The sequence below is a fragment of the Streptomyces hundungensis genome (assembly GCF_003627815.1).
In the GTDB taxonomy this organism is placed as follows: domain Bacteria; phylum Actinomycetota; class Actinomycetes; order Streptomycetales; family Streptomycetaceae; genus Streptomyces; species Streptomyces hundungensis_A.
Genome location: NZ_CP032698.1, coordinates 6,405,804 through 6,431,324, shown reverse-complemented (window position 1 = coordinate 6,431,324; position 25,521 = coordinate 6,405,804). Strand labels below are relative to the sequence as shown.

General features: G+C 69.1%; 19 protein-coding genes and 1 tRNA gene. 12 read left to right on the top strand and 8 right to left on the bottom strand.

Translation table 11 applies throughout. The annotated features are described in order from the left end of the window. Positions 1–67 precede the first annotated feature (67 nt). Entirely contained in the window at positions 68–1,567 is a 1,500-nt protein-coding gene (rpsA, locus tag DWB77_RS28485) for a 30S ribosomal protein S1 (RefSeq protein WP_053729297.1), read from the bottom strand. A 374-nt stretch (positions 1,568–1,941) separates the two neighbouring features. Here rpsA and DWB77_RS28480 point away from each other — a divergent pair, with 374 nt between their 5' ends. Together DWB77_RS28480 and hrpB are read left to right on the top strand one after the other, a co-directional pair. After that, complete coding sequence (locus DWB77_RS28480; RefSeq protein WP_120724408.1) at positions 1,942–2,781, top strand: class I SAM-dependent methyltransferase; 840 nt, start codon at positions 1,942–1,944, stop codon at positions 2,779–2,781. Positions 2,782–2,907: 126 nt separating this feature from the next. Next, positions 2,908–5,400, top strand: a complete 2,493-nt coding sequence (gene hrpB / locus DWB77_RS28475; RefSeq protein ID WP_120724406.1) for an ATP-dependent helicase HrpB — start codon at positions 2,908–2,910, stop codon at positions 5,398–5,400. 39 nt (positions 5,401–5,439) lie between these two features. Here hrpB and DWB77_RS28470 read toward each other — a convergent pair whose 3' ends face one another. The 4 genes from DWB77_RS28470 to polA all read right to left on the bottom strand — a co-directional run bounded on the left by DWB77_RS28470 (position 5,440) and on the right by polA (position 11,517). Then, on the bottom strand, positions 5,440–6,435 hold the full coding sequence (locus tag DWB77_RS28470; protein ID WP_120724404.1) for a DUF3068 domain-containing protein: 996 nt from the start codon (positions 6,433–6,435) through the stop codon (positions 5,440–5,442). A 36-nt stretch (positions 6,436–6,471) separates the two neighbouring features. Beyond that, the gene (locus DWB77_RS28465) at positions 6,472–6,627 is read right to left on the bottom strand and encodes an SPW_0924 family protein (protein ID WP_120724403.1); all 156 of its coding nucleotides are present in this window, start codon (positions 6,625–6,627) and stop codon (positions 6,472–6,474) included. A 137-nt stretch (positions 6,628–6,764) separates the two neighbouring features. After that, positions 6,765–8,462, bottom strand: a complete 1,698-nt coding sequence (locus tag DWB77_RS28460) for a lytic transglycosylase domain-containing protein (RefSeq protein ID WP_120724401.1) — start codon at positions 8,460–8,462, stop codon at positions 6,765–6,767. Positions 8,463–8,805: 343 nt separating this feature from the next. Then, complete coding sequence (gene polA, locus DWB77_RS28455; protein WP_120724399.1) at positions 8,806–11,517, bottom strand: DNA polymerase I; 2,712 nt, start codon at positions 11,515–11,517, stop codon at positions 8,806–8,808. A 210-nt stretch (positions 11,518–11,727) separates the two neighbouring features. On the opposite strand from polA, the gene DWB77_RS28450 reads away from it, so the two are divergent. From DWB77_RS28450 to DWB77_RS28415, 8 genes are all read left to right on the top strand, one after another. After that, complete coding sequence (locus tag DWB77_RS28450) at positions 11,728–14,028, top strand: FdhF/YdeP family oxidoreductase (RefSeq protein WP_120724397.1); 2,301 nt, start codon at positions 11,728–11,730, stop codon at positions 14,026–14,028. 79 nt (positions 14,029–14,107) lie between these two features. Beyond that, positions 14,108–14,575 carry a PaaI family thioesterase gene (locus tag DWB77_RS28445; protein WP_120724395.1) on the top strand — a complete coding sequence of 156 codons (468 nt, stop codon included), beginning with the start codon at positions 14,108–14,110 and terminating at the stop codon, positions 14,573–14,575. Between the two features lie 235 nt (positions 14,576–14,810). Next, a complete protein-coding gene (locus tag DWB77_RS28440; protein ID WP_162952637.1) occupies positions 14,811–15,263 on the top strand; it encodes a hypothetical protein in 453 nt (150 codons plus the stop codon). Positions 15,264–15,673: 410 nt separating this feature from the next. Next, positions 15,674–16,888, top strand: coding sequence for a branched-chain amino acid ABC transporter substrate-binding protein (locus tag DWB77_RS28435; RefSeq protein WP_120724391.1), 1,215 nt, complete (start codon positions 15,674–15,676; stop codon positions 16,886–16,888). A gap of 100 nt (positions 16,889–16,988) precedes the next feature. Continuing rightward, positions 16,989–17,918: a branched-chain amino acid ABC transporter permease gene (locus DWB77_RS28430; protein ID WP_120724389.1), complete on the top strand. Its 930-nt coding sequence runs from the start codon at positions 16,989–16,991 to the stop codon at positions 17,916–17,918. Positions 17,919–17,923: 5 nt separating this feature from the next. Then, the gene (locus tag DWB77_RS28425) at positions 17,924–19,723 is read left to right on the top strand and encodes a branched-chain amino acid ABC transporter permease (protein WP_120728356.1); all 1,800 of its coding nucleotides are present in this window, start codon (positions 17,924–17,926) and stop codon (positions 19,721–19,723) included. Between the two features lie 5 nt (positions 19,724–19,728). After that, positions 19,729–20,592 carry an ABC transporter ATP-binding protein gene (locus DWB77_RS39330; protein WP_428985201.1) on the top strand — a complete coding sequence of 288 codons (864 nt, stop codon included), beginning with the start codon at positions 19,729–19,731 and terminating at the stop codon, positions 20,590–20,592. Continuing rightward, positions 20,589–21,305 carry an ABC transporter ATP-binding protein gene (locus DWB77_RS28415; protein ID WP_120724385.1) on the top strand — a complete coding sequence of 239 codons (717 nt, stop codon included), beginning with the start codon at positions 20,589–20,591 and terminating at the stop codon, positions 21,303–21,305. Before DWB77_RS39330 ends, DWB77_RS28415 begins: the two co-directional genes overlap by 4 nt. A gap of 75 nt (positions 21,306–21,380) precedes the next feature. On the opposite strand, the gene DWB77_RS28410 is transcribed toward DWB77_RS28415, so the two are convergent. Next, positions 21,381–22,034: an ANTAR domain-containing response regulator gene (locus tag DWB77_RS28410; RefSeq protein ID WP_120724383.1), complete on the bottom strand. Its 654-nt coding sequence runs from the start codon at positions 22,032–22,034 to the stop codon at positions 21,381–21,383. 94 nt (positions 22,035–22,128) lie between these two features. On the opposite strand from DWB77_RS28410, the gene DWB77_RS28405 reads away from it, so the two are divergent. Together DWB77_RS28405 and DWB77_RS28400 are read left to right on the top strand one after the other, a co-directional pair. Next, positions 22,129–22,211: transfer RNA gene (locus DWB77_RS28405), tRNA-Leu, on the top strand. Positions 22,212–22,294: 83 nt separating this feature from the next. Further along, positions 22,295–23,083 (top strand): helix-turn-helix domain-containing protein, encoded by a 789-nt coding sequence (locus DWB77_RS28400; protein WP_120724382.1) that lies wholly within the window; start codon positions 22,295–22,297, stop codon positions 23,081–23,083. Between the two features lie 55 nt (positions 23,084–23,138). Here the strand turns inward: DWB77_RS28400 and pyk are convergent, their stop codons facing one another. Both pyk and DWB77_RS28390 read right to left on the bottom strand, forming a co-directional pair. Beyond that, a complete protein-coding gene (gene pyk / locus DWB77_RS28395; protein ID WP_120724380.1) occupies positions 23,139–24,575 on the bottom strand; it encodes a pyruvate kinase in 1,437 nt (478 codons plus the stop codon). Between the two features lie 156 nt (positions 24,576–24,731). Then, positions 24,732–25,427, bottom strand: coding sequence for an SIMPL domain-containing protein (locus tag DWB77_RS28390; protein ID WP_120724378.1), 696 nt, complete (start codon positions 25,425–25,427; stop codon positions 24,732–24,734). Positions 25,428–25,521 lie beyond the last annotated feature (94 nt).

The following is a 25,521-nucleotide window of genomic DNA, read 5'->3' as shown; positions in this document are numbered from 1 at the left end:
AAGTAAGGCCCGCCCCCCAAGGGGAGCGGGCCTTACTTTCAGCTATCTACCGGCTGGGGTCGGAGCGTCAGCTCTGGCCGCCCGCCAGCTTCTCGCGCAGGGCAGCCAGCGCCTCGTCCGACGCCAGGGCGCCGGAGTTGTCGTCCGACTCCGAGGAGTACGAACCACCGGAGACGCCCGCCGGGGCACCGGCCGGAGCGGCAGCGCCCTCGGCAGCGGCGGCCTCGTCGGCCTCGCGGGACTTGATGACCTGGGCCTGGTGCTGCTCGAAGCGCGACTGCGCCTCGGCGTACTGGCCCTCCCACGCCTCGCGCTGGGTCTCGTAGCCCTCGAGCCAGTCGTTGGTCTCGGGGTCGAAGCCCTCGGGGTAGATGTAGTTGCCCTGGTCGTCGTAGGACGCGGCCATGCCGTACAGGGTCGGGTCGAACTCGACCGACGCCGGGTCGGCACCGAAGGACTCGTTGGCCTGCTTCAGGGACAGCGAGATCCGGCGACGCTCGAGGTCGATGTCGATGACCTTGACGAAGATCTCGTCGTTGACCTGGACGACCTGCTCCGGGATCTCCACGTGGCGCTCGGCCAGCTCGGAGATGTGGACCAGGCCCTCGATGCCCTCGTCGACGCGCACGAACGCACCGAACGGAACGAGCTTGGTGACCTTACCGGGGACGACCTGCCCGATCTGGTGCGTACGGGCGAACTGCTGCCACGGGTCTTCCTGCGTCGCCTTCAGCGACAGGGAGACACGCTCGCGGTCCATGTCGACGTCGAGGACCTCGACGGTGACTTCCTGGCCGACCTCGACAACCTCGGACGGGTGGTCGATGTGCTTCCAGGAGAGCTCGGAGACGTGCACGAGACCGTCGACGCCACCCAGGTCCACGAAGGCACCGAAGTTGACGATCGAGGAGACGACGCCGGAGCGGACCTGACCCTTCTGAAGGGTGGTGAGGAACGTCTGGCGAACCTCGGACTGGGTCTGCTCGAGCCAGGCGCGGCGGGACAGGACCACGTTGTTGCGGTTCTTGTCCAGCTCGATGATCTTCGCCTCGAGCTCCTTGCCCACGTAGGGCTGGAGGTCGCGGACACGACGCATCTCGACGAGAGAGGCCGGCAGGAAGCCACGGAGGCCGATGTCGAGGATGAGACCACCCTTGACGACCTCGATGACGGTACCGGTGACGATGCCGTCTTCTTCCTTGATCTTCTCGATCGTGCCCCAGGCACGCTCGTACTGAGCGCGCTTCTTGGACAGGATCAGACGGCCTTCCTTGTCCTCCTTCTGGAGAACCAGGGCCTCGATCTCGTCGCCGACCTTGACGACCTCGTTCGGGTCGACGTCGTGCTTGATCGAGAGCTCGCGGCTCGGGATCACGCCTTCGGTCTTGTAACCGATGTCGAGCAGGACCTCGTCCCGGTCGACCTTCACGATGACGCCGTCGACGATGTCGCCGTCGTTGAAGTACTTGATCGTCTCGTCGATCGCGGCGAGGAAGGCTTCCTCGTTACCGATGTCGTTGACCGCTACCTGCGGAGTGGTAGAGGTGGTCTCGGTGCTGCTCGTCATGTGGGAAAGGGCTCCGGTTACGGACAGAAAGTCGTAGGTACTGCCACGCCGAAAGCCCGTATCGCCTCTGCATAAGCCGGACAGCCTGGGAAGCGCCGATCCGGGTCGGTCCGGATGGCGCCTCGACAACCGAGGGGACATACAACAGATGGAAGCGCGCCTGCTAGGTCTGAGGTGCGCAGGCTCGCAGCGCAACTTGTAGCATACGGGGGCAGCCGGACAGGGTCAATGCGCGAAGGCGCACACCCGGGGCGGATCCCCGCAATCCCGGCACAACTAAGGTTCCCCGAGGCCCCGATGGGCCCCGCAGACCTCTTTCGAGAACCTTCGAGAACACGGGGTCGCGTTCCGCGCAAACTACAACGACGGACACGATGAGCCAAGAGATCCAAGCGTACGAGTCCGAGAACGGCTCCGATGCCGAGCCCGAGGCGACCCGGCGTACCGCCGGGGACACGGAGAGCAGCCGGGCCAGCCGGGGCTGGTGGGACCGCAACGCCGACGAGTACCAGACCGACCACGGGGCGTTCCTCGGGGACGACCGGTTCGTGTGGGGACCCGAGGGCCTGGACGAGGCGGACGTGCGGCTGCTCGGCCCGGCCGGCTCCCTCGCGGGCCTGGACGTCCTGGAGATCGGCGCGGGCGCGGCCCAGTGCTCGCGGTGGCTGGCCGCGCAGGGCGCGCGCCCGGTGGCCCTGGACCTCTCGCACCGCCAGCTCCAGCACGCGCTGCGCATCGACGGCGGCGCCTTTCCCCTGATCGAGGCGGACGCGGGTGCCCTGCCCTTCCAGGACGGCTCCTTCGATCTCGCGTGCTCGGCGTACGGCGCGGTGCCGTTCGTGGCGGACCCGGTGAAGGTCTTCCGCGAGGTCCGCCGGGTGCTGCGCCCCGGCGGGCGCTGGGTCTTCTCGGTCACCCACCCGATCCGCTGGGCCTTTCCCGACGAGCCGGGCCCCGAGGGCCTGTCCGTGGCCGCCTCCTATTTCGACCGCACTCCCTATGTCGAGCAGGACGAGAACGGTGACGCGGTCTATGTCGAGCACCACCGCACGCTGGGTGACCGGGTGCGGGACGTGGTGGCGGGCGGCTTCCGCCTGGAGGACCTGGTCGAGCCCGAGTGGCCGGCCTGGAACGCCCAGGAGTGGGGCGGCTGGTCCCCGCTGCGGGGCAATCTGATCCCCGGTACGGCCATCTTCGTGTGCGTACGGGACTGAGCTCGCGCGGCCGGCGGGCCCGCCCGGGACGGTAGCGGCCCACGCCGCCCAGCATCAGTCATACAAACGCACCGCCCCTGTGGACAGAGCGTCACGCCGCCCGGCGCGACGTACGACACTGAGCGCATGATCCGAACCGCCGCACTCGACGCCCTCCCCGTACGCGAGGCCGTGCCCGAGCTGCTCGCCGCCCTCGACGGGCACGGCACGGCCGTGCTGTGCGCCCCGCCCGGCACCGGCAAGACCACCCTCGTGCCGCTCGTCCTCGCGGGGCTGGTCGGGGGCGGCCCGGCGCGCCGGGTCATAGTCGCCGAACCCCGCCGGATCGCGGCACGGGCGGCCGCGCGCCGCATGGCGTGGCTGCTCGGCGAGCGGACGGGCGGCCGGGTCGGCTTCACCGTGCGCGGCGAGCGTTCCGTGGGCGCCGAGACCGTCGTGGAGGTCGTCACCACGGGCGTACTGCTCCAACGCCTGCAACGCGACCAGGAGTTGACCGGGGTCGACGTCGTGGTGCTCGACGAGTGCCACGAGCGCCATCTCGACGCGGACACGGTGGCCGCCTTCCTTCTCGACGTACGGGCCGCCCTGCGACCGGAGCTGCGCCTGCTCGCGGCCTCCGCGACGACGGACGCCGAGGGCTGGTCCCGGCTGCTCGGGGACGCCCCGGTGGTGCAGGCCGCGGGGGTCTCCCATCCGGTGGAGGTGGTGTGGGCGCCGCCCGCACAGCCGGTGCGGCCGCCGCACGGCATGCGGGTGGACCCGGCGCTGCTCTCGCATGTGGCCGCCACCGTGCGCCGGGCACTGGCCGAGCGGACCGGCGACGTGCTGTGCTTCCTGCCGGGGGTGGGTGAAATCGCCCGGGTGGCACGGCAGTTGGGCGAATTGGTCGGCGTCGAGGTGCTCCAGGTGCACGGCCGGGCCCCGGCCTCCGTGCAGGACGCGGTGCTCGCCGGTTCCGACGGGCGGCGAGTGGTGCTGACCACCTCGGTCGCCGAGTCCTCACTGACGGTGCCCGGGGTGCGGGTGGTCGTGGACTGCGGCCTGGCCCGCGAACCGCGCGTGGACCACGCCCGGGGCCTGGGCGCGCTGACCACGGTACGGGCCTCGCAGGCGGCCGCCCGCCAGCGAGCGGGCCGCGCCGGGCGCGAGGCACCGGGCACGGTGTACCGGTGCTGGACCGAGGCGGAGAACATCCGCCTGCCGCGCTTCCCCGCCCCCGAGATCAAGGTCGCCGACCTGGCCGCGTTCGCGCTGCAAGCCGCCTGCTGGGGCGACCCCTCGGCCGAGGGCCTCGCGCTGCTCGACCCGCCGCCGGCGGGCGCGATGGCCGCGGCCCGTTCGGTGCTGACGGCGATCGGCGCGGTCGACGACCAGGGGCGCGCCACCGACCGGGGCACCCGCATGGCCCGGCTCGGCCTGCATCCCCGGCTCGCGCGGGCCCTCCTGGACGGCGCTTCGGAGGTCGGTGCCCGCAGGGCCGCGGAGGTGGTGGCCCTGCTCAGCGAGGAGCCGCCACGGGAGTACGGGGACGACCTGGCGGCTGCCTGGCGCACCGCGCGCCGGGGCGGGGACGGGTACGCGGCGCGCTGGCTCCAGGAGGTGCGACGCCTCGCCTCGTTCGCCGGCACCCATCCCGAGCGGGGCTCGGCCGAGGCCGCCGCCGGTCTGGTCGCCGCCCTGGCGTTCCCCGAACGGGTGGCGCGGGGTCGTGGCGGCGGCTCGTTCCTGATGGCGTCCGGCACCGGCGCCGAGGTGGCGCAGGGCTCCGGGCTCGGCACGGCGGGCTGGCTCGCGGTGGCGGTCGCGGACCGGCCGGTGCAGGCGGCGTCCGCCCGGGTCCGCCTCGCGGCCGTCATCGACGAGTCGACCGCCAGGCTCGCCTCGGGGCACCGGCTGTCCGAGGGCGAGGAGGTGCACTGGGAGGACGGCGACGTCGTGGCCCGCCGGGTGGCCAGGCTCGGCGCGATCGAGCTGTCCGTACGCCCACTGAAGAACGCCGACGCCACGCTCGTGCGGGAGGCGCTGCTCGACGGCCTGGCCCGAGAAGGGCTCGGCCTGCTGCGCTGGACCCGGGACGCGCAGGGACTGCGGGAGCGGCTCGCCTTCTTGCACCGGGTGCTCGGGGAGCCGTGGCCCGATGTGGCTGACGCGGCGCTGCTCGCGCGGGCTTCCCACTGGCTGGAGCCGGAGCTGTCACGGGCACGTCGCCGGTCCGACCTCGGGCGGATCGAGGCGGGGGCCGCGCTCAACCGGCTGCTGCCGTGGGCGACCGGGGAGGCGGCCCGGCTCGACGAGCTGGCACCGGAACGCATCCAGGTCCCCAGCGGGTCACGGATACGGGTGGAGTACGGGGGTGAACAGCCGGTCCTGGCCGTCAAGTTGCAGGAGATGTTCGGCCTGGACGGCACGCCCGAGGTGGCCGGGGTGCCCGTCCTGGTCCATCTGCTCTCCCCCGCGGGGCGGCCCGCCGCCGTCACCGCCGACCTCGCGAACTTCTGGCGCGACGGATACCGCGCGGTCCGTGCCGAGCTGCGCGGGCGCTACCCCAAACACCCCTGGCCCGAGGATCCGACGGCGGCGCAGCCGACCCGGTTCACCAAGGCGCGGCTCGAACGATAGGGAGGCGATCAGGCGCAGGCGCAAGCAGTCGGGACGTGATCAGGCGAGGGCCGGGTCGAGGTGCTCGCTGACGGCGGGCGGCGGATCGCTGGGGCGGCGGGCGCGGGCCTCCAGCCAGAGGGAGAGGGCGAGCAGGGCGATACCGAGCCCGAGGAATCCCCAGGGGAGGTAGGAGGTGAGCAGCAGGATCAGGACGCGGTTCTTCTTGACCAGGTCGACGGTGTAATTGACGTAGTCGTCGCGCATCTTGACGTCGCCGGCGAACACGGTGACCTTGTCGCGGCCGCCGAGGAGGGTACCGCCGCGCATCTCCTCCTGGTTGAGCTCCTCGCCGTTGACGGGGGCGCCGGTGACCGGGTCGATCCAGAACTTCCGGGTGGTGGTGTACCAGAGGGAGGTGCCGGTGGACTTCTCCAGGGTGCTGGAGTCGATGCCGGGCAGCGGCATCTTCTTCGGGTAGGGCACCTTCGTCCACGGAATGGTCTGCTCGAAGTAGTACACGTCGAGGCCGTGGAACTTCCGGGTGCCCTGGTAGTGGATGGGCGCGGAGGTGCGGGCCTGGAAGTCGAAGTACTCGTAGTCCCGCTTCTCGGTCAGGAAGGGCCACTTGAACTCGATGCCCTTGCGCTGGACCGGGTCGCCGTCGACCATCTCGCCGGTGGCGTGGACGGGGGCCTGGGTGTGCGCGTCGAAGATGTAGCGCTCGGGGATCTGGGAGACCATCTTGCCGTCGGGGCCCTGCACATAGGCGAGGGTGTCCCACACCACCACATCACGGCCCGCGCTCTTCTCGATCTCCTTGGCCGCCTCCACATTGCCTTTGAGCGTCTGGACGACGGTCACCTTGGGGACGGTTGTGGACTGCATGGTGCCGTAGTCGATGAGGGTGGCGTTCTTCGCTTCGAGAACCGCCTCCTGGTACTGGCTGGGCGGGATCTTCGCCAGCCGGGGGAAGGCGTACCAGCGCAGCAGGGGCGACAGGGCGGCGAAGAACACGGCGAGGGCGAGCAGGACGAGACTGGCTTTGCGTCGCATGGACCTGCTCTCCCTCTCCTTGGTCTGAGTGATCTTCTACTTGGTCTGGGTGATCTTTCCCGGGGCGCTGGGCACGGTGGTGAGCAGCGGGTGGGGCGAGGTCGTGCCCTCGGGAGCGCCGATGGCCGAAACCGTCAGGACGAGGGCGAGGGCGGCGACCAGGCCGATGGCGGCGGCTATCAGGGCACGCATGCTCGGCCTCCGGGAACTGATGGACCGTCAGGAAAAGGCACCGTAGCAACGCCCGGCGCAGATGAGAACACGTCGAACAGCCCCTCTGCCGTCGTGCGGCAGAGGGGCTGCTGAGAAAGGCGCGACCGGAAGGCCGCTCAGGAGGCGGCGGCCACCTTGAGTTCGAGGGTGAGCGTGGCGCCGCCCTCGGTGGTGACGCGGAGCAGGAACGTGCCGACCTGACCGTCCGCGTACATCTTCGGCAGCATCAGGGCGCCGTTCGCGTCGGTCTTCAGGTCCTTCAGTTCACGGACCGGGTTGCCCTTGGCGTCCTTGAAGTACGGGCCCTTGTCGTTGACCTTGGGCGCGGCCTTCGAGTCGGCGCCGGCGGCCGGCGCCTGGACCATGGCCGCGGACGCCGTCACGCCGGAGGCGACCGCACCCTTGTACGTCGCCTTGAGGGACACCTGCGCGGCGAACTCGCCGCTCGCCACGGCCGTCAGCTCCTTGGCGTCGGAGCGCAGCAACGCGTCGGCCTGGCGGGCGACGACCGTCGCCTTCCACTCGATGGCGGGCAGTGAGGCCGTGGAGACGGTGGCCCGCACGGTGAACGTGCCCGTCTTCTCACCCGACGCGAGGGCCGGCGCGGTCGCGGTGCCGTCGGCCGCGGTGGTCACGGTCGCGGAGGTCGCGGCGCCGGGGAAGCGGGTGTCGGTGTCGCCGACGATCTCGAACTTCACCGACACCTTCGCCATCGCCTTGCCGGAGGCGTCCTTCACCCGCGCCGTCGGCTGCCCGGCGAACGCACCGCCGGTGAACGCCGTGAGCTCCTTGGCGCCGGTGTTCTCGAACGTCGTCGGCCGGGGCGTCGTGGGCTTCGGGGTCGTGCCACCGCCGTTGGGCTTGGTGGGCGGCACCGGGGGCTTGACCGGCGGGACGGTCGGCGTCGGGGCCGGCTTCGTGCTGGGCGGCGTCGTCGGCGTGGCCGGCGGCTGCTTGCCGATGGTCCGGGGGGTGGGGGTCTGGTCGCTGCGGCGGACGGGCAGCGAGCCCGTGCCGTCGGGGACCTCGTGGCTGCCGCGCCGGTAGAAGTCGAACCACGTCGTGACCGTGGTCAGGTACTCCTGCGACTGGTTGTAGCTGAGGATCGCCTTGTCCAGGTCGGCCTTCACCGCGAGGTCTCGGCTGCCTCCGCAGAGGTAGAAACCGGCGGCGAGGGACGCGTCGTAGACGTTGTTGGGGTCCTTGACGCCGTCCCCGTTGCCGTCCCGGCCCGAGGACGCCCACGTCGACGGGATGAACTGCATCGGGCCGACGGCCCGGTCGTGCACCTTGTCGCCGTCGTACGCGCCGCCGTCGGTGTCGGTGATGTTGGCGAACCCGGCGCCGTTGAGCACCGGGCCGAGGATCGGGGTGAGCGTCCTGCCGTTGACATCGACGCGGCCGCCATTGGCGTGCCCCGACTCGACCTTGCCGATGCCGCCGAGGAGTTGCCAGGGGAGGTGGCAGTTCGGCCGGTCCGTCGCGAGCGCGGCCTGGGCCCGCTTGTACGCGTCGAGAACCGTCGCCGGTATGCCCTGCTCGTCACCGCCGGGAAGCGTTCCGGTCGACGCGTTGGGCGGCGGCGTCGGCGACACGAGCGGCGGAAGGTCCGTGTAGTACGGCGAGTTGCCTGAGGCCGGGGCGTCGGGGGTGGACGACGGGGTCGGCGTCGCATCCGAAGCCGCCTGGTCGATCGGGCTGTTCGCGTGCACGACTCCCGGCGCCTGCGATGCGGACAGCGCCGCCACCGCCAGCGCGGCCACCGCCGTGGTTCCCGCTCCCTTACGCAGTCGTCGGCCCATGTGCGGTGCCATACGTCAAGTCCCTCCCCGTACTCGGCTGTCCGCGCTCCCCAGCGCGAGACTCACGTGACACTACGGCAACCGGGGGTTCCAGGACACCGTGGGCTGACCGGTTTTCACCGTTTCGCCATCTGCGGGTCGCCGGCCGACGGCGGGGAGAGCGGATCCGAATACCGAACGCTGATGATCGCTGACGGGATATCGGTCTCTGTCAGCTGAAGATTGAAATCACCAACCACCCAACCGCTACCGGCTAACGGCCGACTAACGCCCCACCCCGCACCCGCCCCCGGCTCCCCCGCCGTCCCCCGGCACCGCCCCGCCCCCAGGTCCCGGCGGTGCCGGACCCGCTGACCTAGTGCGCCGCCGACTCCCAGTCGTGGCCCGAGCCCACCGATACGTCCAGCGGCGCCCGGAGTTCGACCGCTCCCGCCATTTCGCGGCGCACCAGTGCCTCGACCTGCTCGCGCTCCCCCGGTGCGATCTCCAGGACGATTTCGTCGTGGACCTGGAGCAGCAGTCGGGAGGTGAGGCGGGCGTCCGTCAGGGCGCGGTCCACGTTCAGCATCGCGACCTTGACGATGTCCGCCGCCGTGCCCTGGATCGGGGCGTTGAGCGCCATCCGCTCGGCCATTTCGCGGCGCTGGCGGTTGTCGCTGTTGAGGTCCGGCAGGTAGCGGCGCCGGCCCAGCATCGTCTCCGTGTAGCCCGTGGCGCGGGCCTCTTCGACGGCGCGCTGCAAATAGTCGCGTACGCCGCCGAAGCGCTCGAAGAAGGTGTCCATCAGGCCGCGCGCCTCGCCCGCCTCGATGTTCAGCTGCTGCGAGAGGCCGAAGGCGGACAGGCCGTACGCCAGGCCGTACGACATGGCCTTGATCTTGCGTCGCATCTCCGGGTCGACCTGGGTCTTGGAGACGCCGAAGACCTGGGAGGCGACCGTGGTGTGGAGGTCCTCGCCCGAGGCGAACGCCTCGATGAGGCCGGCGTCCTCGGAGAGGTGGGCCATCACGCGCAGTTCGATCTGGCTGTAGTCGGCGGTGAGCAGCGACTCGTAGCCCTCGCCGACGACGAAGCCGCGCCTGATCGCCCGGCCCTCGTCGGTGCGGACGGGGATGTTCTGCAAGTTGGGGTCGGTGGAGGACAGGCGTCCGGTCGCGGCGACGGTCTGGTTGAACGTGGTGTGGATGCGGCCGTCCGCGGCGATCGTCTTGATCAGGCCCTCGACGGTGACCCGCAGCTTCGCCTGCTCGCGGTGGCGCAGCATGATGACGGGCAGTTCGTGCTCGGTCTGGGCGGCCAGCCAGGCCAGCGCGTCGGCGTCCGTGGTGTAGCCGGTCTTGGTCTTCTTCGTCTTGGGCAGGGCCAGTTCACCGAAGAGGACTTCTTGGAGCTGCTTGGGCGAGCCGAGGTTGAACTCGTGGCCGACCGAGGCGTGTGCCTCCTTCACGGCCTGCTGCACGGCGCCGGCGAACTGCTGCTCCATCGCTTCCAGATGGGCGCGGTCGGCGGCGATGCCGTACCGCTCCATGCGGGCGAGCAGGAGGGAGGTGGGCAGTTCCACGTCGTGCAGCAGGTCCGTCGCGCCGACCTCCTTGAGGCGCTCGGTGAAGGCGGCGCCCAGGTCGAGCACGGCTCGCGCCTGCGTCATGAGGGCGGCCGCCTCGGCCTCGTCGTCCGCGCCGAAGGCGAGCTGCCCGTCGGCGGCGCCGGCCGGGGCCAGCTCGCGCCCGAGGTACTCCACCGACAGGGCGTCCAGCGCGAAGGAGCGGCGGCCGGGCTTGACCAGGTAGGCGGCGAGCGCGGTGTCCATGGCGACGCCGGCGATGCTCCAGCCGTGTTCGGGGAAGACCCGCATCGCGGCCTTGGCGTTGTGCATGATCTTCGGTTGGGCGGGGTCCGCGATCCAGGCGGCGAAGGCCTGTTCGTCGGCCGCGTCGATCAGCGCGGGGTCGAACCAGCCGGCCGCGCCGTCCGCCGCGGCGAGCGCGATCTCGGTGACGCTTCCGGAGCCCAGTGCCCAGGTGTCGACGGTGGCCATGCCCAGGGGCTGTCCGCCGTGTTCGGCCAGCCAGGGCGCGAGCTCTCCGGCGCCGAGGACCGTGCCGTCGACCTCCACCCCGGCGGCCGGGGCGGGGGCCTGGGCCTCGCCGGCGCCCGGGTCGACGGCGAGGAGCCGCTCGCGCAGTGAGGGGTTGCGGATCTCCAGGACGTCGAGGACGCCGGTGACCGCGCTTCGGTCGTACGGGGCGCGCTCCAGCTCCGCCGGGCCCTTGGGCAGCTCGACGTCCTTGATCATTTCGGTGAGACGGCGGTTGAGCTTCACCGCGTCCAGATGGTCGCGGAGGTTCTGTCCGGCCTTGCCCTTGACCTCTTCGGCGCGCTCCACGAGCTCCGCGAACGAACCGAACTGGTTGATCCACTTCGCGGCGGTCTTCTCGCCGACGCCGGGGATGCCCGGCAGGTTGTCGGAGGGGTCGCCGCGCAGCGCCGCGAAGTCGGGGTACTGCTGCGGGGTCAGGCCGTACTTCTCCTCGACCTTCTCCGGGGTGAACCGGGTCAGCTCGGAGACGCCCTTGGTGGGGTAGAGGACGGTGACGTGGTCGGAGACCAGCTGGAAGGAGTCCCGGTCGCCGGTGACGATCAGGACCTCGAAGCCGGCGGCCTCGGCCTGGGTGGCCAGGGTGGCGATGATGTCGTCGGCCTCGAAGCCGTCGGTGGCGAACCGGTCGACGTGCATCGCGTCGAGCAGCTCGCCGATCAGCTCGACCTGGCCCTTGAACTCGTCCGGGGTCTTCGACCGGTTCGCCTTGTAGTCGGGGAACTCGGTGGAGCGCCACGTCTTGCGGGACACGTCGAACGCGACCGCGAAGTGGGTGGGCGCCTCGTCACGCAGGGTGTTCGCCAACATGGACATGAAGCCGTAGACCGCGTTGGTCGGCTGGCCCGTCGCGGTCGTGAAGTTCTCCGCGGGCAGCGCGAAGAACGCCCGGTACGCCAGGGAGTGGCCGTCCATGAGGAGCAGGCGCGGTCGGTTGTCCGGGGTCTTCTTCGATGCTGTCTCAGCCATGACCCCGATCCTGCCACGCCCCACTGACAATCCCCGCCAGTCCCCGCCCGCCCCCGGTCCGCCCCGGGCCCGCCCCCGGGTCTGACCCCGCGTCCACCGCGCGCCCGCCCCGCGCCCGCCCCGGCCGGGGCGTGGGCCGCACGGCTGTCGGTGCGGCGTGACAGGATCGAAGGCGTACGCATCTCGTGTTCGCTCGAAGGGGAGCAGCGCATGGCCAGCAAGCCGCCCGCAGGTGATCCGGTTCAGGACGCGCCGCAGGTCGAGGCGCCCAAGCACGCCGCCGCCGGCCTCCCCGCCATCGGTCACACACTGCTCATGGCCCAGCAGCAGATGGGGCTGCGCCGCACGGCGCGGACGCTGCTGAAGGTCAACCAGAAGGACGGCTTCGACTGTCCGGGCTGCGCCTGGCCCGAGGGCGACAAGCGGCACACCGCGGAGTTCTGTGAGAACGGGGCGAAGGCCGTCGCCGAGGAGGCGACGCTGCGCCGGGTCACACCCGACTTCTTCGCCGCGCACCCGCTCGCCGACCTCGCCACCCGCAGCGGGTACTGGCTGGGTCAGCAGGGCCGGATCACCCAGCCCATGTATCTGCCGCCGGGCACCGACCGGTACGAGGCGATCACCTGGGAGCGGGCCTTCGAGATCATCGCCGAGGAGCTGAACGCGCTGGCCTCCCCCGACGAGGCCCTCTTCTACACCTCGGGCCGCACCAGCAACGAGGCGGCGTTCCTGCTTCAGCTCTTCGCGCGCGAGTTCGGCACCAACAACCTGCCGGACTGCTCCAACATGTGCCATGAGTCGTCGGGTTCGGCGCTCACCGAGACCTTGGGCGTCGGCAAGGGCAGCGTCTCCCTGGAGGACCTCCACCAGGCCGACCTGATCGTGGTCGCCGGGCAGAACCCGGGCACCAACCACCCCCGGATGCTGTCCGCCCTGGAGAAGGCGAAGTCCGCCGGAGCGAAGATCATCTCGGTGAATCCGCTGCCGGAGGCGGGTCTGGAGAAGTTCAAGAACCCGCAGACACCCCAGGGCATGATCAAGGGCGCCGCCCTCACCGACCTGTTCCTCCAGATCCGCATCGGCGGCGACCAGGCCCTCTTCCGCCTCCTGAACAAGCTGATCGTGGAGACCGAGGGCGCCGTCGACGAGCTGTTCGTGCGCGAACACACCCATGGATACGAGGAGTTCAGGGCCGCGGCCCTCGAGGCCGACTGGGACAGCACCCTCGCCGCGACCGGCCTGACCCGCGCCGAGATCGAAGAGGCCCTCGCGATGGTGCTCGCCTCCAAGCGCACCATCGTGTGCTGGGCCATGGGTCTGACCCAGCACAAGCACTCCGTGCCGACCATCCGCGAAGTCGTCAACTTCCTTCTGCTGCGCGGCAACATCGGCCGCACCGGCGCCGGAGTCTGCCCCGTGCGCGGCCACTCCAATGTGCAGGGCGACCGCACCATGGGCATCTTCGAACGCCCGGCTCCCGCCTTCCTCGACGCCTTGGAGAAGGAGTTCGGCTTCGCTCCGCCGCGTCACCACGGCTATGACGTGGTGCGTTCCATCGAGGCGCTGCGTGACGGCAGGGCCAAGGTGTTCTTCGCCATGGGCGGCAACTTCGTGGCCGCCACCCCCGACACGGAGGTCACCGAGGCCGCGATGCGCCGCGCCTCGCTCACCGTGCACGTCTCCACCAAGCTGAACCGCTCGCACGCGGTGACCGGGCGGCGCGCTCTGATCCTGCCGACGCTTGGCCGTACCGACAAGGATGTGCAGCGCGGCGGCCGCCAGTTCGTGACGGTCGAGGACTCGATGGGGATGGTGCACGCCTCGCGTGGCAACCTTTCCCCCGCGAGCCGCCATCTGCTGTCCGAGCCGGCCATCGTGGTCCGCATGGCGCAGGCCACCCTCGGCGCCAAGTCCACGGTGGAGTGGGCCGAGTTCGAGAAGGACTACGCCACGATCCGCGAGCGCATCGCCCGCGTGGTGCCCGGCTTCGACGACTTCAACGCGAGGGTCGCCCGCCCCGGCGGCTTCCAGCTGGCCCACGCCCCGCGCGACGAGCGCCGCTTCCCCACCGCGACCGGGAAGGCCAACTTCACGGCCGCGCCCGTGGAGGTCCCCGAGCTCCCCGAGGGCCGGCTGCTGCTCCAGACGCTGCGCTCGCACGACCAGTACAACACCACCATCTACGGCCTCGACGACCGCTACCGCGGCATCAAGGGCGGGCGCCGTGTCGTCCTGGTCAACCCCGAGGACGCCCGCCAACTGGGCCTGGCCGACGGCTCGTACACCGATCTGGTCAGCGAGTGGAAGGACGGCGTGGAGCGTCGCGCGCCGGGCTTCCGCGTCGTGCACTATCCGACCGCGCGCGGCTGCGCGGCCGCCTACTACCCGGAGACCAATGTCCTGGTGCCGCTGGGTGCGACGGCCGACGTCAGCAACACCCCGGCCAGCAAGTCGGTGGTGGTCCGCTTCGAGGGCCCGCGCCAGGGGGCGGGGGCCGGGAATGAGAGCTGAGTCCTAAGCGTTTGCTCAGGCATCTGGTATGACGGTGCGGACACAGCAGTGCGAGCGCAGATGAACGGAGCCGGAGCCCATGGGCGAGCAGCGCAGCGTGAAGTTTCCGCAGGAAGTCCTCGATGAGTACGCGGCCCTCGGCGTCGACCTGCCCGCCATGTTCTCCGCCGGCCATCTGGGCACCCGCATGGGGGTGCAGATCATCGAGGCCTCGGCGGACAAGGTCGTGGGCACCATGCCCGTCGAGGGCAACACCCAGCCGTACGGGCTGCTGCACGGCGGGGCCTCCGCGGTGCTCGCCGAGACGCTCGGCTCGGTCGGCTCCATGCTGCACGGCGGCAGCACCAAGATCGCTGTCGGGGTCGACCTGAACTGCACCCACCACCGGGGGGTGCGCAGCGGCCTGGTCACCGGCGTCGCCACCCCCGTGCACCGGGGCCGCTCCACGGCGACGTACGAGGTCGTCATCACCGACGAGCAGGACAAGCGGGTCTGCACGGCCCGGCTGACCTGCCTGCTGCGTGATGCGCAGGGCCTCGCGGGCTGAGCACCCGCGAGACGCGCCCGGCGCGCGGGGCGGCGCGGCGCCCGCGCGACGCGGGCCACCCGACCGCGGTAGGGACCCCGCCACGGAGCGGACCACCCGAGCGTCGGTGCGGCCCCCGCCGCGTGCGGATCGACCAACTCCGGTACGTACAAGCCGAGTTGAGGAAGCGATGGCCGGTCGAGTCGAGGACTCACCGGCCATTGTCAGCTCACGGGCCGCGCCTTAACGTCGTGTCATGACACCCCGAGCGCGGCCCCGGGCACGGTGGACACTGATGGGCGCGCTCGCCGTATCGGCCGCCCTGGCGGGCTGCTCGACCACCGCGGCGCCCCCGCGCGGCACCCCCTCCACCACCGCCCCGAGCATCAACTCGCCCTCCCCGCACGTCACTTCACCCGCGGAACTCTGCGCCCACCTGGTCACGTACTGGGCGGAGCAGGAGCTGGACCAGGGGCAGGGCTCGGGTCTGGACTACCAGGAGAAGGGCCTGTCGGACGGGCAGAACGCGATCCTTCTGACGGCGCTGGCCGCGGCGCGCACCGAGCGCGCGGCCCACGGGGCGGCGGCCGGTGACCGCGTCATCGAGCAGCGGGCCAAGCAGGGTTGCGACGAGCGCTATCGCAACGGCACCCCGACGACCGACCCTTGGGCGCAGACGAAACAGCCCGAGCAGCCCACCTCCTCGTAACACAGCGTAACGATCATGGCGAGGGTCAAGATCGCAAACCGGCCACCGGAACGCACCCGCCCGGCCACCGACCGGGTTCCGGACGCACCGGGCCCTGTCAGCACCATGATCCCCTCAAGCCCCTTAGCGGAACAGGGCGTTCTCATCATGCGAGAAATCCCCACGCCCCAAAATGTACAAATTGTCAGCCCTGTGCCCTCAAGGTTTGGCCTTGGCATAACAAGAAAGTCACATCCTGTCCCGGCCGCTCCCCACCCCCCTCAGCTGCGCCTAGAGTCACGGCCAGTCACCGCGCCGCCGGGTGCGACTACTGCACGGCCTTCACCACTCAGTACGGCCCGGCGACCGACACGGCACCTCGCCACGAGGAGGCCGCGCCAGGGAAAGGACCCACCGTGCGACACCGTTCCTTGCTCATCCTCACCACAGTGCTCACCACAGGCGCACTCACACTCACCGCCTGCGGCTCGCGCGACAAAGGCGGCGACGACAGCAGCGGCAAGAAGCAGACCGTCGTCATAGGCGTCGACGCACCCCTCACGGGTGACCTGTCCGCCCTCGGCCTCGGCATCAAGAACTCCGCCGACCTCGCCGCCCAGACGGCGAACAAGCAGAACCTCGTCCCCGGCGTCGAGTTCAAGACCCAGCCGCTCGACGACCAGGCCCAGCCCTCCGTCGGCCAGCAGAACGCCACCAAGTTCATCGGCGACAAGAGCGTCGTCGGCGTCGTCGGCCCCCTGAACTCCAGCGTCTCGCAGTCCATGCAGAAGCCGCTCAACGACGCCGGCCTCACCCAGATATCCCCCGCCAACACGGGCACCGAGCTGACCCAGGGCGACGGCTGGAAGACCGGCACCAAGAAGCGCCCCTACAAGACCTTCTTCCGCACCGCCACCACCGACCAGGTCCAGGGCGCCTTCGCCGCCAAGTACCTGTTCAACAACGCCAAGCTCGACTCGGTCTACCTCATCGACGACCAGAAGACCTACGGCGCCGGCCTCGCCGCGTCCTTCAAGGACACCTTCACCAAGCTCGGCGGCAAGATCGTCGGAAGCGACCACATCAACCCCGACGACCGCGACTTCAACGCCATCGTCGCCAAGGTCAAGGCCACCGGCGCCAAGGCCCTCTACTACGGCGGCGAATACCCCGCCGCCGGCCCCCTGTCCCAGCAGCTCAAGGACAGCGGCACCAACATCCCCCTCATGGGCGGCGACGGCATCTACAGCGCCGACTTCATCAAGCTCAACAAGAAGGCCACCGGCGACCTCGCCACCTCCGTCGGCAAGCCCGTCGAGCAGCTCGACTCCGCGAAGAACTTCATCGCGAACTACAAGGCCGCCAACTACAAGGACGCCTACGAGGCCTACGGGGGCGGCACCTACGACGCCACCTGGGCCATCATCCAGGCCGTCAAGGACGTCGTCACCGCCAACAACGGCAAGCTCCCCGACAGCGACCTGCGCGCCAAGGTCCTCGACGCCGTCGGCAAGGTCAAGTTCGACGGAGTCACCGGCCCCGTCTCCTTCGACGAGTACGGCGACACCACCAACACGATGATGACCGCCTACAAGGTCACCGACGGCGCCTGGAAGCCCGAGCTCAGCGAGGCCTACAAGCCGTAACCCGGCGAATCCCGCCACGCCGCAACCCAAGGACCGCGCGGGAGCGCCACCAGCGCTCCCGCGCGGTGCCATATCTGCTCACATCCACGGAGGCCCCGCGGTGCACGAACTGCCGCAACAGCTGGCCAATGGACTCATCCTCGGCGCGATGTACGGACTCATCGCGATCGGCTACACGATGGTCTACGGCATTGTCCAGCTCATCAACTTCGCCCACGGCGAGATATTCATGGTCGGGGGCTTCGGGGCACTCACCGTGTTCCTCGCACTCCCCTCAGGCTTCTCCCTCCTCGCCGCCATCCCGCTCATGATCATCGGCGGCGTCATCGTCTCCGTACTCGTCGCCACCGCAGCCGAGCGCTTCGCCTACCGGCCCCTGCGCGGCGCCCCCCGCCTCGCCCCGCTCATCACCGCGATCGGCCTCTCCCTCGCCCTCCAGCAAGCCGTATGGAAGTGGTACCCGGACGCCAAGAAGGACCGCTCCTTCCCGCAGTTCGACGGCAGCCCCTTCCACGTCCTCGGCGCCAACATCCAACGCGGCGACCTCTTCATCCTCATCGCCGCCCCCGTCTGCATGATCGCCCTCGGCTTCTACGTCACCAAGACCCGCACCGGCCGCGGCATGCAGGCCACCGCCCAGGACCCCGACACCGCCAAGCTCATGGGCATCAACACCGACCGCATCATCGTCATGGCCTTCGCCATCGGCGCCGCGTTCGCCGCCGTCGCCGCCGTCGGCTACGGCCTCCACAACGGCCAAGTCGGCTTCCGCATGGGCTTCATCATGGGCCTCAAAGCCTTCACCGCAGCCGTACTCGGCGGCATCGGCAACATCTACGGAGCCATGCTCGGCGGCATCGTCCTCGGACTCGCCGAAGCACTCGCCGTCGGCTACATCGGCAACATCCCCAGCATGGAACTCTTCGGCGGCGGCGCCTGGAAGGACGTATGGGCCTTCGTCCTCCTCATCGTCGTCCTCCTCGTGCGACCCCAAGGCCTGCTAGGCGAACGCGTCGCGGACAGGGCGTGACCACCATGACCAACATCAACACCCCCGCCGCCACCGACAGCGCGGCCCCCCTCATCCCGCTGCCCACCACCCTCGCCCGGCACACCGTCACCGCCGGCGCCACCACCGCCCTCATCGGCACCTTCCTGGCATGGACCTGGACCAGCGACTTCCCCGGCGACCTCACCGTCACCGGCTACCCCGGCGGCCTCCAACTCCTCACCCTCACCACCGCAGCCCTCACCATCCTCTTCGCCCTCTCCACCTACGGCGTCCCCGGACTGCGCTGGCTCACCCCCGGCGGCACCTACGCCCCCCTGCGCCTCCTCGCCCTCGCCACCTTCGGCACCACCGGCTACACCCTCGGCGCGATCTCCGCCGACCTCGGCGGCATCGTCAACCTCGAACCCGGCGCCTACGTCTCCGGCCTCGGCTCCCTCATCGCCCTCATCGCCGCCTTCGCCCTCCCCGGCGACACCCCCGGAACCGACACCACCGGCGACAACACCTGGCAACGCATCCGCCACACCCTCGCCGCCCCCAGCCCCCGCCCCGCCCGGGCCATCCCCGACTGGGCCGGCATCCTCATCATCGTCGCCGCCTTCGCCATCGGCCTCTACGTCTTCGCGTACGGCATCGACACCGCCTACACCGAACTGTTCATCGGCTTCCTCATCACCGCCGTGTTCACGTTCGCCGCCATCACCCAAGCCGGCCTCATCGCCCGCCTCTCCGCACTCACGGCACACCACCGCACCGTCACCCTCAGCGCCGCCTTCGTCGCCGCGATCTGCTTCCCCTTCACACAATCCAGCGACGAATACGCCCTCATCGGCGCCAACATCCTCATCTTCGCCACCGTCGCCCTCGGCCTCAACGTCGTCGTCGGCCTCGCCGGCCTCCTCGACCTCGGCTACGTCGCCTTCCTCGGCGTCGGCGCCTACGCCGCCGCCCTCGTCTCCGGCGCGAGCACCTCCAGCATCGGCGTCCACTTCCCGTTCTGGGCCGCCATCCTCGTCGGCGCCGGCGCATCCCTCATCTTCGGCGTCCTCATCGGCGCCCCCACCCTGCGCCTACGCGGCGACTACCTCGCCATCGTCACCCTCGGCTTCGGTGAGATCTTCCGCATCACCATGAACAACCTCAACGGGAACAGCGGACCCAACGTCACCAACGGCTCCCGCGGCATCCCCGCCATCCCCGACATCACGATCTTCGGATACGACCTCGGCATCAGCCACGACGTCGCCGGCTTCACCCTCGGCAAACCCGGCAACTACTACCTCCTGATGCTCGTCATCACCCTCATCGTCGTCACCGTCTTCCGACGCAGCGCCGACTCCCGCATCGGCCGCGCCTGGGTCGCCATCCGCGAAGACGAAACCGCCGCCACCGCCATGGGCATCAACGGCTTCCGCGTCAAACTCATCGCCTTCGCACTCGGCGCCACCCTCGCCGGACTCGCCGGCACCGTACAAGGCCACCTCACCAGCACCGTCACCCCCGAGCAATACCAATTCGCCGGCTCCGTACCCCCCAACTCCGCCTTCCTCCTCGCCGCCGTCATCCTCGGCGGCATGGGAACCATGAGCGGACCCCTCATCGGCGCCTCCCTGCTCTACCTCATCCCGGCCAAACTCCAATTCATGCAGGACTACCAACTACTCCTCTTCGGAATAGCCCTCATCGTCCTCATGCGCCTGCGCCCCGAAGGCATCATCGCCGACCGCAGGAAAAAGCTCGAATTCCACGAAACCGGCCAACTCGACACACCCGACACCACCCTCACCGACACACCCGTCGGCGTCACCAAGGCGGGGGCGTGACCAGCATGACCACCACGACCAACACCGTCCTCCACGCCAGCGGCGTCACCATGCGCTTCGGCGGCCTCACCGCCGTACGCAACGTCGACCTCACCGTCAACAGCGGCGAAATCGTCGGCCTCATCGGACCCAACGGCGCAGGCAAAACCACCTTCTTCAACTGCCTCACCGGCCTGTACGTCCCCACCGAAGGCAAAGTCACCTACAAAGACACCGTCCTTCCCCCCAAACCCCACCTCGTCACCCAAGCCGGCGTCGCCCGCACCTTCCAGAACATCCGCCTCTTCCCCAACATGACCGTCCTGGAAAACGTCCTCGTCGGCCGCCACACCCGCACCAAAGAAGGCCTCTGGTCCGCACTCCTGCGCCTCCCCGGATTCAAAAAAGCAGAAAACGCATCCCGCGAACGAGCCATGGAACTCCTCGAGTTCACAGGACTCGCCGCAAAAGCAGACCACCTCAGCCGCAACCTCCCCTACGGCGAACAACGCAAGCTCGAAATCGCCCGCGCACTCGCCAGCGAACCCGGACTCCTCCTCCTCGACGAGCCCACCGCCGGCATGAACCCCCAAGAAACCCGCGCCGCCGAAGAACTCATCTTCGCCATCCGCGACCAAGGCATCGCCGTCCTCGTCATCGAGCACGACATGCGCTTCATCATGAACCTCTGCGACCGCGTCTCCGTCCTCGTCCAAGGCGAAAAACTCGTCGAAGGCACCCCAGACATCGTCCAAGCAGACGAACGCGTCATCGCCGCCTACCTCGGCACCCCCTTCGAAGGCGCCCCCGGAGAAGAAGAACTCGCCGAAGTAGAAGCCGCCGAAACAGCGCAGAGCAGCACCACAAGCACCGAAGGAGACACCCCGTGACCGCACTCCTCGAAGTCGAGGACCTCCGGGTCGCCTACGGCAAAATCGAAGCCGTCAAAGGCATCTCCTTCAGCGTCGACGCAGGACAAGTCGTCACCCTCATCGGCACCAACGGCGCCGGAAAAACCACCACCCTGCGCACCCTCTCCGGCCTACTCGAACCCCTCGCCGGAACCATCACCTTCGACGGCAAACCCCTCAAAAACGTCCCCGCACACAAAATCGTCGCCCTCGGAATGGCCCACTCCCCCGAAGGCCGCCACATCTTCCCCCGCATGACCATCGAGGACAACCTCCGCCTCGGCGCCTACCTCCGCGACGACAAAACAGGCATCGAAAAAGACATCCAACGCGCCTACGACCTCTTCCCCATCCTCGGAGAACGCCGCAAACAAGCAGCCGGCACCCTCTCCGGCGGCGAACAACAAATGCTCGCCATGGGCCGCGCACTGATGTCCCAGCCCAAACTGCTGATGCTGGACGAACCCTCCATGGGCCTCTCCCCCATCATGATGCAGAAAATCATGGCCACCATCAGCGAACTCAAAGCCCAAGGCACCACCATCCTCCTCGTCGAACAGAACGCCCAAGCCGCGCTCTCCCTCGCCGACCACGCCCACGTCATGGAAATCGGGAAAATCGTCCTCTCCGGAACCGGACAGGACCTCCTCCACGACGAATCCGTCCGCAAGGCCTACCTCGGCGAAGACTGAACCCCCGGTACACATATGGGAGTGGCCCGCACCCGGAACCCCGGATGCGGGCCACACTCATTCACATGCGCGGGGTTACTCCCCCTTCGCCGCCTTCTTCTCCTCGGCATCCTCAATAACCGCCTCAGCCACCTGCTGCATCGACATCCGCCGATCCATCGACGTCTTCTGAATCCACCGGAACGCCGCCGGCTCCGACAACCCGTACTGCGTCTGCAACACCGACTTCGCCCGATCCACCAACTTCCGCGTCTCCAAACGCTGCGACAGGTCCGCGACCTCCCGCTCCAGCGCCTTCAACTCCGTGAACCGCGACACCGCCATCTCGATCGCCGGCACCACATCGCTCTTCGAGAACGGCTTCACCAGATACGCCATCGCACCGGCGTCCCGAGCCCGCTCCACCAGGTCCCGCTGACTGAACGCCGTCAGCATCAACACCGGGGCGATCGACTCCTTCGCGATCAGCTCCGCCGCGGAAATCCCGTCCAGGACGGGCATCTTCACGTCCAGGATGACGAGGTCCGGGCGGTGCTCACGAGCCAGCTCGACGGCCTTCTGCCCGTCACCGGCCTCGCCCACGACCGCGTAGCCCTCTTCTTCGAGCATCTCTTTGAGATCGAGGCGGATGAGGGCCTCGTCCTCGGCGATGACGACGCGGGTCGTCAGCGGGGGGACGTGCGACGCGTCGTCGTCTGCGGTGGGCTGGGGCGACTCGGGGGCGGTCACGGGGGCTCCTCGGTGCGGGGCAGATACTGCTCCCCAGAAGGGTACCTAGCTGCTGGCGCCGCGCGTGAGCGGGTACACTCCCACCAGCAGCCTTGCCGGGTTGGCGGAACGGCATACGCGGATGTCTCAAACACATCTGTCCGAAAGGGCATGCGGGTTCGAATCCCGCACCCGGCACACTCCGTAAGCGGAGGTTCACGTTCGCGTGGATCTCCGCTTTTTACTACGCGGAGCGACGATCCGTCACGCAGGGTTGCCGTATGAACCTTCACGGCACAGAGGTGCGACAGAAGGCGCTCACGCTGCTGCGGGACGGGAAGAGGAACGCGGACGTGGCGCGCCAGTTGAACGTGCCGGTCGGCACCGTCTCGTACTGGCTCCATATGGACCGCTCCAAACGGGGCGAATGCCCGGGCTCCCACGACCCGAAGTGCCCCCGCTGCGATGGCCGCCCGTTGGACTTCGCGGCGTATGCATACCTGCTGGGCCTCTACCTCGGCGACGGTCACATCAGCCATTACTCGGCACACCGGGTGCCGAACCTCATGATCACGCTCGATGACGCGTGGCCCGGTATCCAGACCGAAGCCGAGGCCTCGATGCGCGCGGTCTTCCCCGACAACGCCACGTGCCGAGTTCGCAAAGTCGGTTGCCACAACATCAAGGTCTACTCGAAGCACCTGCACTGCCTGTTTCCTCAGCACGGACCCGGCAAGAAGCACGACCGTCCCATCGCCCTCGAACCCTGGCAACGGGACATCGTCGAGGCGCACCCCTGGGAGTTCATACGCGGCCTCATCCACTCCGACGGCTGCCGCATCACCAACTGGACCGAGAAGGTCGTCGGCGGGGTACGCAAGCGGTATGAGTACCCCCGGTACTTCTTCGCGAACAAGTCGGACGACATCCGCAGGCTGTGCGGTGACGCCCTCACCTCTGTGAGCGTCCAGTGGACCACCCTCGCGCGCGGTAGCGACCCGTTCAACATATCCGTCGCCCGCAAGGCATCCGTCGCGTTAATGGACCAGCACATAGGCCCCAAGTACTGACCGGACGGCACGGCGGCCCCCTGCGAGGGGTGGGGCAAGGGGCCGGGGTCCAGGGTTACTTGGGGCTGTCGTCCTCGCCGATGTGGTGGACGCGGACCAGGTTCGTCGAGCCGGCCACTCCCGGTGGGGAGCCCGCCGTGATGACGACCACGTCGCCCTTCTGGCAGCGGCCGACCTTCAGGAGCATCTCGTCGACCTGCGCCACCATCTCGTCGGTGGATTCGACGTGGGGGCCGAGGTAGGTCTCGACGCCCCAGGTGAGGTTGAGTTGGGAGCGGGTGGCCGGTTCGGGGGTGAAGGCGAGGAGGGGGATGGGGGAGCGGTAGCGGGACAACCGTTTCACCGTGTCGCCGGATTGGGTGAAGGCGACGAGGAATTTGGCGCCGAGGAAGTCGCCCATTTCGGCGGCGGCTCGGGCGACGGCGCCGCCTTGGGTGCGGGGTTTGTTGCGGTCGGTGAGGGGCGGCAGGCCTTGGGCGAGGACGTCTTCCTCGGCCGCTTCCACGATGCGGCTCATCGTTTTGATGGTTTCGATGGGGTGTTTTCCGATGCTGGTTTCGCCGGAGAGCATGACGGCGTCGGTGCCGTCGATCACCGCGTTGGCGACGTCGCTGGCTTCGGCCCTGGTGGGGCGGGAGTTGTCGATCATCGAGTCGAGCATTTGGGTGGCGACGATGACGGGTTTGGCGTTGCGCTTGGCGAGTTTGATGGCGCGTTTTTGGACGATGGGGACTTGTTCGAGGGGCATTTCGACGCCGAGGTCGCCGCGGGCGATCATGATGCCGTCGAAGGCGGCGACGATGTCGTCGATGTTGTCGACGGCTTGGGGTTTTTCGATTTTGGCGATGACGGGGAGGCGGTGGCCTTCTTCGTCCATGATGCGGTGGACGTCTTCGATGTCGCGGCCGCTGCGGACGAAGGAGAGGGCGATGATGTCGGCGCCGGTGCGCAGGGCCCAGCGGAGGTCTTCTTGGTCTTTGTCGGAGAGGGCGGGGACGGAGACGGCGACGCCGGGGAGGTTGAGGCCTTTGTGGTCGGAGACCATGCCGCCTTCGGTGACGAGGGTGGTGACGCGGGGGCCGTCGATGCCGGTGACTTGGAGGGCGACTTTGCCGTCGTCGATGAGGATGCGTTCGCCGGTGGTGACGTCGCCGGCGAGGCCGGTGTAGGTGGTGCCGCAGAGGTGGCGGTCGCCTGGGGTGTTCTGTTCGGTGGTGATGGTGAAGGTGTCGCCGCGTTCAAGGAGTACGGGGCCTTCTTGGAAGCGGTCGAGGCGGATCTTCGGGCCTTGTAGGTCGGCGAGGATGCCGACGTTGTGGCCGGTTTCTTGGGATGCGGTGCGGACGTGGTGGTAGCGCTGTTCGTGTTCGGCGTAGGTGCCGTGGCTGAGGTTGAAGCGGGCTACGTCCATTCCGGCTTCGATGAGGGCTTTGATCTGGTCGTATGTGTCGGTGGCGGGGCCCAGGGTGCAGACGATTTTGGCTCGGCGCATGGGGTGAGCCTAGGGCTTACCGGTGGGTAGGGATTTGATCCTGGGTGTCTGCTCAACGTCCTTTGGCTGTGCGGTGGTTGACAACTTCTGAAGTGTGCGCGGGGGCGCTCCGATGAGCGGTGTGGGGCGCCCGGCGCGGGTGGGTGGTGGGGGGTGTCAGAGGCGTGGTGGGGTCATGATGAAGCGGGCGTTGACGCGGGCGTGGACGGTTTGGCGTTGGGGTTCGAGGTCGAGGGTGGGGGCGGGTTCGGGGGTGCCGGGGGCCATGGAGCGGAAGGCCATGCCGCCGCCGGGGTGGCCGTAGCCGGGGGTGGGTTGGTGGTCGGCGCCGGGGTCGGAGAGTTCGACGAGGGCGGTGAGGGTGGCGCCGAGGGCGTCGGCGTATTCGCGGGCGCGGGTGACGGCTTGGTGGACGGCGCGGCGGCGTACTTCGCTGTGGGCGGGTGAGTCGTGGCGCAGGGACCACCAGGGGCCGTCGACGCGGGTGAGTTCGAGGTCGGCGAGGCGGGTGGTGAGTTCGCCGAGGGTGGTGAAGTCGGTGAGTTCGGTGGTGATGTGGACGGTGCCGTGGTAGGTGCGGATGCGTTCGCCGCGGCCGTGGCGGGTGAGTTCGGGGGTGAGGGTGAAGGCGCTGGTTTCGAGTTTTTCGATGGTGTCGCCGTAGCTTTTGATGAGGTCGAGGGTGTGGGTGTTGCGGCGGGTGAGGTCGTCGAGGGTGGTGCGGTGGTCGGGGCCTCGGGTGGCGATGGTGATGGTGAGGCCGGCGATTTCGGGGTCGACGTCGAGGTGGGCTTCGCCGTGGACGGCGAGGCGTGGTTGGTCGGGGGTTCCGTAGGGCTGGGTGTCGGTCATGGTTCCACTGTGGCATTGGTGGGTGGGGTGTGAGGGTGGGTGGTTCTGTCAGGGGCTGGTCATCGAATAGAAACCTGCGGGGGGTGTTGCGGGT

Coding starts and splice junctions, on each gene's coding strand:
- DWB77_RS28425 (WP_120728356.1), top strand. CDS start 17,924: ATGACCAACATCAACACCCCCGCCGCCACCGACAGCGCGGCCCCCCTC.
- rpsA (WP_053729297.1), bottom strand. CDS start 1,567: ATGACGAGCAGCACCGAGACCACCTCTACCACTCCGCAGGTAGCGGTC.
- DWB77_RS28465 (WP_120724403.1), bottom strand. CDS start 6,627: ATGCGTGCCCTGATAGCCGCCGCCATCGGCCTGGTCGCCGCCCTCGCC.
- DWB77_RS28450 (WP_120724397.1), top strand. CDS start 11,728: ATGGCCAGCAAGCCGCCCGCAGGTGATCCGGTTCAGGACGCGCCGCAG.
- DWB77_RS28470 (WP_120724404.1), bottom strand. CDS start 6,435: ATGCGACGCAAAGCCAGTCTCGTCCTGCTCGCCCTCGCCGTGTTCTTC.
- pyk (WP_120724380.1), bottom strand. CDS start 24,575: ATGCGCCGAGCCAAAATCGTCTGCACCCTGGGCCCCGCCACCGACACA.
- DWB77_RS39330 (WP_428985201.1), top strand. CDS start 19,729: ATGACCACCACGACCAACACCGTCCTCCACGCCAGCGGCGTCACCATG.
- DWB77_RS28460 (WP_120724401.1), bottom strand. CDS start 8,462: ATGGCACCGCACATGGGCCGACGACTGCGTAAGGGAGCGGGAACCACG.
- DWB77_RS28480 (WP_120724408.1), top strand. CDS start 1,942: ATGAGCCAAGAGATCCAAGCGTACGAGTCCGAGAACGGCTCCGATGCC.
- DWB77_RS28445 (WP_120724395.1), top strand. CDS start 14,108: ATGGGCGAGCAGCGCAGCGTGAAGTTTCCGCAGGAAGTCCTCGATGAG.
- hrpB (WP_120724406.1), top strand. CDS start 2,908: ATGATCCGAACCGCCGCACTCGACGCCCTCCCCGTACGCGAGGCCGTG.
- DWB77_RS28400 (WP_120724382.1), top strand. CDS start 22,295: ATGAACCTTCACGGCACAGAGGTGCGACAGAAGGCGCTCACGCTGCTG.
- DWB77_RS28390 (WP_120724378.1), bottom strand. CDS start 25,427: ATGACCGACACCCAGCCCTACGGAACCCCCGACCAACCACGCCTCGCC.
- DWB77_RS28440 (WP_162952637.1), top strand. CDS start 14,811: ATGACACCCCGAGCGCGGCCCCGGGCACGGTGGACACTGATGGGCGCG.
- polA (WP_120724399.1), bottom strand. CDS start 11,517: ATGGCTGAGACAGCATCGAAGAAGACCCCGGACAACCGACCGCGCCTG.